Source organism: Gordonia sp. J1A (assembly GCF_055393515.1).
In genome coordinates, this window is record NZ_AP041607.1 from 3776613 (window position 1) to 3788849 (window position 12237).

Annotated in this window: 13 protein-coding genes and 1 pseudogene; 13 read left to right on the forward strand and 1 reads right to left on the reverse strand. The window is 67.8% G+C overall.

Features of this window, described 5'->3' with window-relative positions:
* The first annotated feature begins 63 nt into the window (after positions 1–63).
* The 5 genes and pseudogenes from ACZ5QD_RS17600 (at position 64) to ACZ5QD_RS17620 (ending at position 4856) form a co-directional block, all read left to right on the forward strand.
* A pseudogene (locus ACZ5QD_RS17600) lies at positions 64–1669 on the forward strand (AMP-binding protein).
* Positions 1670–1729: 60 nt separating this feature from the next.
* Positions 1730–2473, forward strand: coding sequence for a phosphoglyceromutase (locus ACZ5QD_RS17605; protein ID WP_006894287.1), 744 nt, complete (start codon positions 1730–1732; stop codon positions 2471–2473).
* A 49-nt stretch (positions 2474–2522) separates the two neighbouring features.
* A complete protein-coding gene (locus ACZ5QD_RS17610; RefSeq protein WP_006894288.1) occupies positions 2523–2828 on the forward strand; it encodes a GNAT family N-acetyltransferase in 306 nt (101 codons plus the stop codon).
* A gap of 181 nt (positions 2829–3009) precedes the next feature.
* On the forward strand, positions 3010–4170 hold the full coding sequence (locus ACZ5QD_RS17615) for a sensor histidine kinase (protein ID WP_006894289.1): 1161 nt from the start codon (positions 3010–3012) through the stop codon (positions 4168–4170).
* On the forward strand, positions 4167–4856 hold the full coding sequence (locus ACZ5QD_RS17620) for a response regulator transcription factor (protein WP_006894290.1): 690 nt from the start codon (positions 4167–4169) through the stop codon (positions 4854–4856). Before ACZ5QD_RS17615 ends, ACZ5QD_RS17620 begins: the two co-directional genes overlap by 4 nt.
* 37 nt (positions 4857–4893) lie before the next feature.
* Here ACZ5QD_RS17620 and ACZ5QD_RS17625 read toward each other — a convergent pair whose 3' ends face one another.
* The gene (locus ACZ5QD_RS17625; protein ID WP_464366984.1) at positions 4894–5757 is read right to left on the reverse strand and encodes a DUF3109 family protein; all 864 of its coding nucleotides are present in this window, start codon (positions 5755–5757) and stop codon (positions 4894–4896) included.
* 79 nt (positions 5758–5836) lie between these two features.
* Here ACZ5QD_RS17625 and ACZ5QD_RS17630 point away from each other — a divergent pair, with 79 nt between their 5' ends.
* The 8 genes from ACZ5QD_RS17630 to ACZ5QD_RS17665 all read left to right on the forward strand — a co-directional run bounded on the left by ACZ5QD_RS17630 (position 5837) and on the right by ACZ5QD_RS17665 (position 12189).
* Positions 5837–6787: a Ppx/GppA family phosphatase gene (locus ACZ5QD_RS17630; RefSeq protein WP_006894292.1), complete on the forward strand. Its 951-nt coding sequence runs from the start codon at positions 5837–5839 to the stop codon at positions 6785–6787.
* Between the two features lie 31 nt (positions 6788–6818).
* Positions 6819–7634 (forward strand): hypothetical protein, encoded by an 816-nt coding sequence (locus tag ACZ5QD_RS17635; protein WP_006894293.1) that lies wholly within the window; start codon positions 6819–6821, stop codon positions 7632–7634.
* A gap of 10 nt (positions 7635–7644) precedes the next feature.
* Positions 7645–8526: a sugar phosphate isomerase/epimerase family protein gene (locus tag ACZ5QD_RS17640; RefSeq protein ID WP_006894294.1), complete on the forward strand. Its 882-nt coding sequence runs from the start codon at positions 7645–7647 to the stop codon at positions 8524–8526.
* Entirely contained in the window at positions 8516–9367 is an 852-nt protein-coding gene (locus ACZ5QD_RS17645; RefSeq protein WP_006894295.1) for a thioesterase family protein, read from the forward strand. The genes ACZ5QD_RS17640 and ACZ5QD_RS17645 overlap by 11 nt, the downstream gene beginning before the upstream one ends.
* A 57-nt stretch (positions 9368–9424) precedes the next feature.
* On the forward strand, positions 9425–10303 hold the full coding sequence (gene proC, locus ACZ5QD_RS17650) for a pyrroline-5-carboxylate reductase (RefSeq protein WP_006894296.1): 879 nt from the start codon (positions 9425–9427) through the stop codon (positions 10301–10303).
* 183 nt (positions 10304–10486) lie between these two features.
* Positions 10487–10729, forward strand: a complete 243-nt coding sequence (locus ACZ5QD_RS17655) for a helix-turn-helix domain-containing protein (RefSeq protein ID WP_039866574.1) — start codon at positions 10487–10489, stop codon at positions 10727–10729.
* 235 nt (positions 10730–10964) lie between these two features.
* On the forward strand, positions 10965–11066 hold the full coding sequence (locus ACZ5QD_RS17660; RefSeq protein WP_003402602.1) for a 30S ribosomal protein bS22: 102 nt from the start codon (positions 10965–10967) through the stop codon (positions 11064–11066).
* 64 nt (positions 11067–11130) lie between these two features.
* Positions 11131–12189, forward strand: coding sequence for an NAD-dependent epimerase/dehydratase family protein (locus tag ACZ5QD_RS17665; protein WP_006894298.1), 1059 nt, complete (start codon positions 11131–11133; stop codon positions 12187–12189).
* Positions 12190–12237 lie beyond the last annotated feature (48 nt).

The following is a 12237-nucleotide window of genomic DNA, read 5'->3' on the forward strand; positions in this document are numbered from 1 at the left end:
GGGGACCTGACCAACACGACAATGCCCATTGTCGAATATCCCGTCATCTCCAGAAGGGTCACCATGAGCTTCGCATCGCCGTATCCCGACGTCGAGATCCCGAACGTCAGCGTCTACGACTACCTGTTCGGTGGACTCGAGGAGAACGACCTCGACCGGGTCGCGCTCATCGACTCGAAGTCGGGTGCGCAGACCACGTACCGGCAGTTGGTCGGACAGATCGACGCCGCGGCGGGTGCGATCGCGGCGCGCGGGCTCGGCGTCGGCGACGTGGTCGCGATCCTGTCGCCCAACATCCCGGCGTTCGCCACGGTGTTCCACGGCGTGCTCCGCTCCGGCGCGACCGCCACCACGCTCAACGCACTGTTCACCGCACCCGAGATCAAGAAGCAACTCCTCGACTCCGAGGCGAAACTGCTCATCACCATCTCACTGCTCGCGCCGGCCGCGATCGAGGCGGCCCGCGAGGTGGGACTGGCGGACGACGCCGTGATCGTGCTCGACGGCGAGGGCCAGGCGGCCACCGGGCATCCGAACGCCGCCGAACTCCTGGGCGGAGGGCATCGCGCACCGGAGGTGAGCTTCGACCCGGCCACCCACATCGCGGTGCTGCCGTACAGCTCGGGCACCACCGGCAACCCCAAGGGCGTGATGCTCAGTCACCGCAACCTGGTCGCCAACGTCGCGCAGATCGAGCCGCTGCAGGGGATGAAGTCCGACGACGTGATCCTCGCCGTCCTCCCGTTCTTCCACATCTACGGCATGACGGTGCTCCTGAACGCCGCACTCAAGGCCCGGGCGAGCCTGTTCGTGATGCCGCGCTTCGACCTCGTCGAGTTCCTCGAGGGCATCCAGAAGCACAAGGTCACCTATGCCTTCATCGCGCCGCCCGTGGCCGTCGCGCTCGCCAAGCATCCGATCGTCGATCAGTACGATCTGTCGTCGCTGCACACCATGCTCTCCGGCGCGGCGCCGCTGGACGAGGAACTGGGTCGAGCTGTGGCCAAGCGTCTCGGCCTGCACATGCTGCAGGGCTTCGGCATGAGCGAGCTCTCGCCGGTGAGCCACCTGATCCCGTTCGACGGCGGTACGGGCACGCGCGGTGTCGAGGCACCGCTGTCGTCGGTCGGCTGGGCCGTACCGAACTCGGAGAACCGGATCGTCGATCCGGCCACCGGGGAGGACATCGACATCCCCGCCGACGGCGTGTCCGAGCCCGGTGAGCTGTGGGTCCGCGGACCCAACGTGATGGTCGGCTACCTCAACAACGAGGCGGCGACCGCCGAGACCATCGTCGAGGGCGGCTGGCTGCGCACCGGCGACATGGCGACGGTCGACTCGACCGGCTGCGTCACGATCGTCGACCGGCTCAAGGAGCTCATCAAGTACAAGGGTTATCAGGTTCCGCCGGCCGAGCTGGAGGCGCTGCTGCTGACGCATCCGAAGATCGCCGACGTCGCGGTGGTCGGCGCGCTCGACGCCGACGGCGAGGAAGATCCCGAAGGCCTTCGTCGTGGTCGCCGAGGGCGCGGAGCTGACCGCGGACGAGGTCATGGCGTTCACCGCCGAACGCGTCGCGCCGTACAAGAAGGTCCGGGCCGTCGAGTTCATCTCGGCCGTCCCCAAGTCGGCCTCCGGCAAGATCCTCCGCAAGGATCTGCGGAAGTAGGCGGTCGGGGCGCGTCACTCGGTCGCTCGACCGCCGCGGCCGTATGGGAAACTATGCGGCATGAGCAACGGCACCCTGATCCTGATGCGACACGGCGAGAGCGAATGGAACGCGTCCAACCAGTTCACCGGCTGGGTCGACGTCGCCCTGACCGACAAGGGACGGGCGGAAGCCGTCCGTGCGGGAGAACTGCTGGTGGAGCACGATCTGCTGCCCGACGTTCTGTACACGTCGCTGCTGCGCCGTGCCATCACCACCGCGCAGATCGCGCTCGACACCGCCGACCGTCACTGGATCCCGGTGGTCCGCGACTGGCGGCTCAACGAGCGTCACTACGGCGCGCTGCAGGGGCTCAACAAGGCGGAGACGAAGGCGAAGTACGGCGACGAGCAGTTCATGCTGTGGCGCCGCAGCTACGACACCCCGCCGCCCGCGATCGCGCCCGACAGCGAGTACAGCCAGGTCGGCGATCCGCGCTACGCCGGCATCGAGGTGCCCCTCACCGAGTGCCTTCAGGACGTGGTCGAGCGGCTGATCCCGTACTACACCGAGGCCATCGAGGCGGACCTGCGCGCCGGTAAGAACGTTCTGGTCGCCGCCCACGGCAACTCTCTGCGGGCACTGGTGAAGCACCTGGACGGCATCTCGGACGCCGACATCGCCGGGCTGAACATCCCGACCGGCAACCCGCTGCGCTACGACCTCGGCGACGACCTCCGCCCGACCACCGCGGGCGGGGTGTACCTGGATCCCGAGGCCGCGGCCGCGGGTGCGGCAGCCGTTGCGGCGCAGGGCAATAAGTAGCCCGAATCCGCATGGCGCCGCCGGTGTGGCCTGCGCTACATTGGTACGTATGACTGACGGTACTCTAGAGGTCACCCATCTCTCGGTGCAGGAGCGCTACCGCGCCCATCTGACCGACGGAGACGGTGAACCGGTCGAGGTCGGGTACATCGACTACACGCAGGACGGTGATCGGCTCGCGCTGACCCACACCGTCGTCTACGAGCGCTTCGGCGGGCGCGGCTTCGCGGCCCAGTTGGTCAAACACGTTCTCGAGGACGTTCGCGCCAACGGGCAGCGGGTCGTGCCCGTCTGTTCGTATGTTCAGAAGTACGTCGAGAAGCACCCCGAGTACTCGGACATCGTCGTCTCCTGATCGTTAATCTCCCCGCAACCCAGGAGAACCCGGCGTGAACGAGCGCCGAAAACTGTTCGCCCAGGCTGCGAACACCCGTCGATCCGACGTAAGCTTCGGGATGTGTCCGGCGATCGGACACATTCTGTTCGAATGTCGTTGAGGCGAAGCAGGGAGTCGTGCGGCGGAAGACGCGATCACGGTGAGTACCCGATCTGACGAATCCGGTTCGGAGGACACACCACTGGAAGATCTGGTGATCGTCGACGACGGCCGGTCGAGGCCCGACCTCCTCGGACTGATCGTCGCGCACACCACCACCGGGATGGTCGCCGTCGACGAGTTCCACAACGTGGTCCTCTACAACAAGCGCGCCGTCGAACTCGGCATGGTTCGCGACACGATCGCCGACGGAGTGGCCGAGGCCGTCACCGAGGTCTTCGTCACCGGCATCGATCGGCATTTCGATTTCGTTCCGCCGCATTCGTCGCTGGGCTTCCTGTCGACGGGCCGCACCATGCCGCGGCAGGTGGAGAACGTCCGCTGCATCGCACGGCTCGCGTCCCGAGACGGCGAGCGGTACGCCCTGGTGTTCGGCGACGACGACTCCACCAATCAACGGGTGGAGGCCACGCGACGCGACTTCGCCGCCAACGTCTCACACGAGTTGAAGACGCCGCTCGGCGCCATCAGCCTGATGGCCGAGGCGATGCTCGAGTCGCGCGACGACCCCCAGGCGGTGGAGCACTTCGGCCGTCGGGTGCTGAAGGAAGCGACCCGGATGGGCACGCTGGTCAACGAGCTGATCGGGCTGTCGCGCCTGCAGGAGGGCCGGATCCCCGAGTTCCAGGCGGTCGACGTCGACTCGCTGGTGGAGGATGCGGTGGCCGCCGCCGGCGTCTCCGCGGAGGTCGCCGAGATCGAACTCGTCGCGGATGCGGCCAGCGGACTGCAGATCCAGGGCGACCGCACCCTGCTGCTGACCGCACTGTCGAATCTCCTGGTGAACGCCATCAATCACTCGCCCGCGGGCGAGGTGGTCTCGGTGAGCCGCAAGGTGGTGAATCTCGACGACGAGGAGATGGTCGTGATCGCGGTCACCGACCGCGGTATCGGGATCGCACCCGCCGACCAGCAGCGGGTCTTCGAGAGGTTCTTCCGCGTCGACAAGGCGCGGTCGCGCGCGACCGGCGGCACCGGGCTCGGGCTGGCGATCGTCAAGCACGTGGCGGCCAGTCATGGCGGTCACATCGGACTGTGGAGTCGGCCCGGAACCGGATCGACCTTCAGCCTGTACATCCCCATCGACCCGGCTTCACCGAGCGACGACGGGTCGACGAACGCAGAGGAACTCACGAGTTGACGCACGTACTGATTGTCGAAGACGAGGAATCGCTGGCCGATCCGCTGGCCTTCCTGCTCCGTAAGGAGGGGTTCGAGGCCAGCATCGTCAACGACGGTTCGGAGGCGGTCTCGACCTTCGAGCGAGTCAATCCCGACATCGTCCTGCTCGACCTGATGCTGCCGGGTGTCTCCGGCACCGAGATCTGCAAGTCGATCCGGGCCAAGTCGGCGGTGCCGGTCATCATGGTGACCGCGCGTGACAGTGAGATCGACAAGGTCGTCGGACTGGAGCTGGGGGCCGACGACTACGTCACCAAGCCGTACTCGGCACGCGAGCTCATCGCCCGCATCCGCGCGGTCCTGCGGCGCGGTGGAGTGGTGGCCGACGACGAGGACGCCGCCATCGGCGTCGTCGAGGTGGGACCGGTGCGGATGGACGTCCAGCGGCACACCGTGACGGTCTCGGGCGAGGAGGTCACGCTGCCGCTCAAGGAGTTCGACCTCCTCGAGTATCTGCTCCGGAACTCCGGCCGGGTGCTCACCCGCAGCCAGCTGATCGACCGGGTGTGGGGCGCCGATTACGTCGGCGACACCAAGACGCTCGACGTGCACGTGAAGCGTCTGCGTTCGAAGGTCGAGCCCGATCCGTCGCAGCCGCGCCATCTCATCACCGTCCGCGGCCTCGGATACAAGTTCGAGCCCTGACAGATTGGAGCCCTGACAGCGCAGCGGGCCGGTGCGGTCACAGCTGTTCGTACTTGATGTCGGTGCTTCGGCGGGAGGTGGCCGCGGCGGTCGCCGGATGCACCGCGACGAGTCCGAGGTCGTTGCGCCGGCGGCAGGCCGCCGCGAGAACCTCGTAGGCGGCCTCGCCGATGAGCTCGATCAATTCGGGCCGGTACGACTCGAAGACCTGCTTGGCGCCCGTGTGCGCCTCGGGTGAGCCGGAGCAGTACCAATCGAGGTCATGCCCGCCCTCGCCCCAGCCCCGGCGGTCGAACTCCGTGAGCGTGGTCTTGAGGATCTCACTGCCGTCCGGCCTGCTCACCCAGTCCTGCTCGCGGCGCATCGGCAACTGCCAGCAGACCTCGGGTTTCACCGTCAGCGGCTCGATGCCGCGGCGCAGCGCCATCGAATGCAGCGCACAGCCCTGACCGGCGGGGAATCCCGGGCGGTTGAGGAAGATGCACGCTCCGTCGTGCAGACGGGTCTTGAGCGACGGTTCGCCCTCCAGATCCTCGGCCTCCTCGAGGTAGCCGTCGTCGCCGAGCGGGTCAGGCCCCGAACCGCGGTCGAAGAGCTCCCAGTCGTCGCGCGTCAGGAGCGCCACTCCTGCGGCGAGCTTCTCGCGATCGTCGTCGTCGGTCAGGTAGGCGCCGTGTGTGCAGCAGCCGTCCGACTGCCGGCCGGCGACGATTCCGTGACACGCCGGGGTGCCGAAGACGCAGTTCCACCGCGACAGCAGCCACGTCAGGTCGGCGCTGATCAGGTGCTCGTCGTCGTCGGGGTCGACGAACTCGTACCACTCGCGCGGGAAGTCGAGGGGCACTTCGGGGACGCGGTCATTCCGCCGCTTCTTCCCGGGCTTCTTACTAGAGCCAGACACGGGGTTCCTCCATCGGTACAACGCTCCACGGTAGACCTTCGGCTCGCATCGCCGTCCGCCGCGCAGTAATTTTGGTCAGGTGCGATTAGGAGTGCTCGACGTGGGCAGCAACACCGTTCATCTGCTGGTGGTCGACGCGCATCGGGGCGGTCATCCGACGCCGATGAGTTCGACGAAGGCGGTGCTGCGGCTGGCGGAGGAGATCGACGGCACCGGAAAGATGACCAAGGCCGGTGCGGATTCGCTGACCGCGACAGTCAAGGACTTCACCCGGATCGCCAAGGCCTCGGGCTGCGAGCAGGTGATGGCCTTCGCGACCTCCGCGGTACGCGACGCCACCAACACCGGAGAGGTTCTCGACCAGGTCAAGAAGGCCTCCGGGCTCACCGTCGACGTACTGGAAGGCGTCGACGAGGCGCGGCTGACCTCCCTCGCGGTACGCCGCTGGTACGGCTGGAGCGCGGGCCGGATCCTCACCTTCGACATCGGCGGCGGCAGCCTGGAGATGACCAACGGGGTCGACGAGGAGCCGGATGTCGCGCTGTCGCTGCCGCTCGGCGCCGGGCGGCTGACGCGCGAATGGCTGCCCGGCGACCCGCCGAGCAAACGTCACGTCTCGGTGCTGCGGGACTGGCTCGACGCCGAGCTGAAGCAGCCCGCCAAGGAACTCCGTGCCGCGGGGAAGCCGGATCTGTCGGTGGGTTCGTCGAAGACCTTCCGGTCGCTGGCGCGTCTGACCGGTGCCGCGCCCTCCGGTGCCGGGCCGCGGGTGCGACGGACGCTCACCGTGAGCGGCCTGCGTCAACTGATCGCGTTCATCTCGCGCATGACGGCCGCCGATCGCGCCGATCTGGAGGGGGTCAGCGCCGATCGCGCGGCGCAGATCGTGGGCGGCGCACTGGTGGCGGAGGCGGCGATGAGGGCCACCGGTGTGGATACACTTGAGATCTGTCCGTGGGCTCTGCGGGAGGGCGTCATTCTCCGTCGTCTGGATGCGGAGCCGGCCGGGGCGATGGTGAGCACCGGCTAGTCGATCGACTTTTTACGGGGGTACCCCAGGTATGGCGAAGGATTCCGAACCACGCGCGAAGCCGATCACGGTCTCGGAACTGATCGCTCGATCCGAGTCGAGCGGTTCCGCGTTTCCCAAGTCCGACGAGGACGACCGCCCGACGCGACCGGTCATCGGGGCATCCGGAATGCCGTCGCACGTTCCCGCCGCACCGAAGCTCCCCGACCCCGTAGACGACGCCGATCCGAATGTGGTGACCGGAATCATCCCCATCGTCGACGACGATGACGAGTCGCCGCTGGCGCCGGTGCCCGGCGACGATCTGGTCGGCGTCGACCTGCCGCCGCTGGAGTACCGGTCGGCCGTCACCGATCCGGGCCCGGAGCCGGACCCCGATCTGGTCGGTACCGCGCAGTTGAGCCCGATCACCGACTCGGCGGCCGAGCCGGTGGCAGGCGACGACGTCGCCGACGATCATCGCCGTGTCGCGTCGGCCGCCGATCTGGAGGCCGCGGAGGCCGAAGAGGCCCAGGCCGAGATGGAAGCCCAGCAGCGTGCCGAACACCTCGCCGAAGAGGAGTCGGAGAAGCGCAGGAAGTCGCACAGTCCCTCCGCACTGATGGGCTGGCTGAGTCTGATCGCCGAGGTGGTGATCGGTCTGGCTGCCGGTGCCGGTCTGTTCTGGGGCTTCACCGAACTGTGGAAGCGCTACATCTACCTGGCGCTGATCCTGGCCGTCGTGGTGATCTTCGCGATCGTCACCTTCGCCCACGTCCTGCGGAAACGAGATCTGCCGACCACATTGTTGGCTCTCGGCGTCGGAATGCTGGTGACCATCGGGCCACTGGTCCTTCTGGCGGCCTGAGTCGGTCCCGGTGTCGCAACTGCGTTTCCCGATCCCGATCGGGCTGTCCACCGCGTCGGTCTACCCGCAGAGCACCGAAGCAGCGTTCGGCTACGCCGCCGATCTGGGCTACGACGGGGTCGAGTTGATGGTGTGGGGAGAGGGTGTGAGCCAAGACATCGCCCACGTCGCCCATCTGTCCGCTCGGTACCAGGTGCCGGTGCTCTCGGTTCACGCGCCGTGCCTGCTGATCTCGCAGCGCGTGTGGGGACGTGACCCGAAGGCCAAGCTGCGGCGATCGGTGCAGGCGGCCGAAGACCTGGGGGCGACGACGGTCGTCGTCCACCCGCCCTTCCGCTGGCAGCGCGACTACGTGCGCGGCTTCGACGATCTCGTCAAAGAACTGGAGGCCTCCTCCGATGTGGCGGTGGCCGTGGAGAACATGTTCCCGATGCGGGCCGACAGGTTGTTCGGCGCCGGTCACAAGGCGGCCAGGCGGATGGCCGAGCGGGGCGGGTCTCCGGGACCGAGCGCGTCGGCCTTCGGTAAGTCCATCGATCCCACGGTGGACGGATACGAGCACTACACCCTCGACCTCTCCCACGCCGCGACGGCAGGCGCCGACGCCCTCGCTCTGCAGACGCGGATGGGGGACGGACTCGAGCATCTGCACCTCACCGACGGCACCGGCGCCGCCCACGACGAGCATCTGATCCCCGGGGACGGCTCGCAGCCGTGCATCGAAGTGTGCAAAAGGCTCGCCGACAGCGATTTCTCCGGCGCCGTGATCCTCGAAGTGCACACCGGATCGGCGCGGACCCGGAACGAGCGCGCCGCGATGCTCGCGCGGTCTCTGGACTTCGCCCGCACCCATCTTCACCGCGACCCGAAGGACACTCGGCATGACGACTGATCTGGCCTCCCTGACCGACCTGGAACCGATCGGGGTGAGCTCGGACGGCCGCGCGACCTATCGAGCCCGGATCGATCCGGTCTTCACGATCGGGCCCAAGGTGCACGGCGGGAGCGTTCAGATGGTGGTCGCGGCCGCCGCCGAGCGTGCCTACCGCGATCTGGGCGGGCCGGACCCGCAGGCGGCGGTCCTGGCGGTCTCGAGTGATTTCCTCCGGGCTCCGGATCCGGCGGAGGTCGACGTGACGGTGTCGTCGGTGAAGACCGGCGCGACCGTGTCGCTGGTGCGAGTCGATGTGCGCCAGGACGAGCGCGTCTGCGTGACGTCCACGGTGACGCTCGGGCGCCCGGATCACGGAGACGCGCGCTACCGGGGCCACTCGAGCGTCGCTGACCTGCCGGCCGCCCCGCCGGCGGGCTCGGCCGACCTCTACTCCACGCCGGTCGGCGAGGTGGTGCATCTCGGGGCGGCACTCGACGTGGTTCTGGACATGGACCGTTTCCCGGCGCTTCGCGGCGAGACCGGCGACCCGGTGGTCCGCGGCTGGACTCGACCCAAATGCGCCGACCGCCTGCCCGTCGCCGTGAGCGCGGGGTTCCCGATCCTGGTGTGCGACCTGTCTCCTCCGGTGGTGATGAACCTCGGTATGTTCGGCTGGGCTCCCACGGTGCAGCTGACCACCTACCTGACCAGAGTCCCCGCTCCCGGATGGCTGCGATTCGCGGCCGAGAGCCAGGAGGTGGGGCAGCGGATGTTCGCCGAGGACCACATCGTGGTGGACTCGACCGGTGCGACGGTGGCTCGCTCGCGGCAGCTGGCACTGACTCCCGCCGGGCGATGACTCTCCCCGGCGCTGATACGCAAGACTTCGACAAACTGTGAAAGGTAGTGATCGCCCATGACCGAGCGGGTCGCGATTATCGGTGGCGGCAAGATCGGCGAGGCACTCCTCGCCGGACTGATCAGCGCGGGGAAACCCGTCAAGGACCTGGTGGTCGCCGAGCGCTCGCCGGAGCGGTCGGCCGAGTTGGTCGCCGACTACGGCGTCCGGGTCTCCGACGACATCCCCGACGCCGTCGAGGGGGCGCGCGTGGTCTTCATCGCGGTGAAGCCGGACGCCGTCGACATGGTGCTGCAGAAGCTGTCCGTCGCCGAGGACAACGGCGAACTGGAGCGGATCACGGTCACCCTCGTCGCAGGTATTCCGACGCCGCGGTACGAGGCGGCGCTGCCTGCCGGTTCGCCGGTCATCCGCGTGATGCCGAATACGCCGATGCTGGTGAACGAGGCCATGTCGGCGGTCAGCCCCGGCCGGTACGCCGAAGACGACCAGGTGGCGCTCACCGTGCGCCTCCTCGAATCGGTCGGCAAGGTGATGGTGGTGCCCGAGAAGCTGATGGACGCCGTCACCGCCATCTCCGGCTCCGGTCCGGCGTACTTCTTCCTGATGGTGGAGGCGATGATCGACGCCGGTGTGGCGCTCGGACTGACCCGTCCGCAGGCGAGCGAACTGGCCGTGCAGACGATCAAGGGAGCCGGGTTGCTCCTGAGCGAGTCGGGACTGTCGCCGGTGGAACTGCGCGCGGCCGTCACCTCGCCCGCCGGTACCACCGCGGCGGCGTTGCGCGCGTTCGAGCGCGAGGGCCTGCGGCATGCGGTGAACGAGGCCACGCTGGCTTGCGCGGAGACGAGCGCCAAAACTGCACGTCGAGTGGAAGTTGAGGGTTCGGGCGGAGGCGTCCAGCTGGGCGCCGAGACCGCAAGCGAGCAACAGTAGCGCCTCAGCCTGCGCTTATCCGGGATCTGCCGTCGGCGCGGCGAGTTGCACCCCTGGGATTCCGCCACTCACGTCGCACTTTTCACATTGGTCACGCTAGGCTGCTAGCAGCACGTACGTGTCTGATGTCCGCCGGAGGGGAAGCCGGTGGCCGCGATGCGTGCACTGAAGGTTGGTATTTTCATGGCTGCTGCAGAAAAGCCCGGCGAACGGAATGAATTCACTGATCGCGGAGTCGGCAACTCCTCCGCCACGCAGTTCCTCACCGTCGCCGAAGTCGCATCGCTGATGCGAGTGTCGAAGATGACCGTGTACCGACTCGTCCACAACGGTGAACTGCCGGCTGTGCGCGTCGGCCGGTCGTTCCGCGTTCACGCCAAGGCCGTGCACGAATACTTGGAGACCTCGTACTTCGACGCCGGCTGACCGGTCGAGATCGCCTGCGATCCCCCTCGCGCCCCGCGCCGAGGGGGTTTCGGCGTCTCTCCGGCGGATCCGCCCGAACGGTGGCGTGGGGCTGATTAGCCTCACGTTCGTCCGATCGGTAAGATTATCCGTCAGGTCGCTGTCGCCTGGTTGCAACCCCTGTCGGCGACGGCCCGGCATGAGTCCTCGGGCCAGGCCACATGAGTTCATCAGTACCGATCGTGAGGGAGACCCCATGGGTTCCGTAATCAAGAAGCGCCGCAAGCGCATGTCGAAGAAGAAGCACCGCAAGCTTCTGCGCCGCACGCGAGTCCAGCGCCGCAAGCTCGGCAAGTGAGCCACTCAGAACCCGCCCTCGTGGCGGGTTCTGTGCTTTGCGGGGTCGGCGATAAAGTGGGCCCATGACCGAGGACCGGAGTGGCGAGCAGCCGCCGCGCTCAGTGCTGGTGACCGGGGCGTCCACCTTCCTGGGCGGGTACCTGGTCACCCGATTGGCGGCGAACCCCGACATCGAACGGGTCGTCGCCGTCGACTCCCGAGTGCCGACCAAGGTGCTGATGCGCCGGATGGGACGCGCCGACTTCCTGCGTCTGGACATCCGGCGTCCGGCGATCGCGAAGGCCATCGCGAGCTACGACGTGGACACCTTGGTGCACGCGGCGCCGTCGATCCTCGACAGCGTGGAGCACACCGCCGCGATCAAGGAACTCAACGTGGTCGGCACCATGCAGGTCTGCGCGGCGTGTCAGCGGAGCCCGTCGGTGCGGCGGCTGGTGCTGCGTTCGAGTGCGATGGTCTACGGTGCGGGGCCCAGCGACCCGGGCTTCTTCTCGGAGGGCACGCCGGCGCGCAAGGAGCCGCGGCGGGGCTACGGTCGCGACCTGATCGACATGGAGGGCTATGCGCGCGGACTCGCGCGGCGCCGACAGGACATCGACGTCTCGATCCTGCGGTTCCAGTCGATCCTCGGCCCGCGGATCCGGACCCGCATGAGCGCGTATCTGTCGCTGCCGGTGGTGCCGACGGCCTTCGGGCGTCAGCCCCGGTTCCAGTTCCTTCACGAGGAGGACGCGCTCGCCGCCCTCGAGCACGCCACCCTGAACCGGCGTCCGGGCACCTTCAACATCGCAGGCGACGGTGTGGTGACGCTGTCGCAGTCGGTGTACCGCGCAGGACATCTGAAACTTCCGGTGCCGGCAGGGTTGATCTCGCCGCTGACGGGCGTGCTGCAGGGCGGCGGCCTGCCGGGCATACGGTCGGAGAACACCTCGTACCTGTCCTACGGGCGGGTTCTCGACACCACCCGGATGCGGACCGAGCTCGGCTTCGTTCCGCGGTATTCGTCGCTGGAGACGCTCGACGATTTCATCGAGCGGGGCGGAAGCGAGCCGGTGATCTCGTCGGACACGTGGCGGGCGTTGGAGCATCAGGCCGTCGCGGCGGCGACGCGGCTTCAGTAGACCGGTGTCGCGCGCATACGATATGAGCAGGGTTTTCCAGAGCGGGGG

Coding starts and splice junctions, on each gene's coding strand:
- proC (WP_006894296.1), top strand. CDS start 9,425: ATGACCGAGCGGGTCGCGATTATCGGTGGCGGCAAGATCGGCGAGGCA.
- ACZ5QD_RS17605 (WP_006894287.1), top strand. CDS start 1,730: ATGAGCAACGGCACCCTGATCCTGATGCGACACGGCGAGAGCGAATGG.
- ACZ5QD_RS17610 (WP_006894288.1), top strand. CDS start 2,523: ATGACTGACGGTACTCTAGAGGTCACCCATCTCTCGGTGCAGGAGCGC.
- ACZ5QD_RS17655 (WP_039866574.1), top strand. CDS start 10,487: ATGGCTGCTGCAGAAAAGCCCGGCGAACGGAATGAATTCACTGATCGC.
- ACZ5QD_RS17635 (WP_006894293.1), top strand. CDS start 6,819: ATGGCGAAGGATTCCGAACCACGCGCGAAGCCGATCACGGTCTCGGAA.
- ACZ5QD_RS17665 (WP_006894298.1), top strand. CDS start 11,131: ATGACCGAGGACCGGAGTGGCGAGCAGCCGCCGCGCTCAGTGCTGGTG.
- ACZ5QD_RS17660 (WP_003402602.1), top strand. CDS start 10,965: ATGGGTTCCGTAATCAAGAAGCGCCGCAAGCGCATGTCGAAGAAGAAG.
- ACZ5QD_RS17645 (WP_006894295.1), top strand. CDS start 8,516: ATGACGACTGATCTGGCCTCCCTGACCGACCTGGAACCGATCGGGGTG.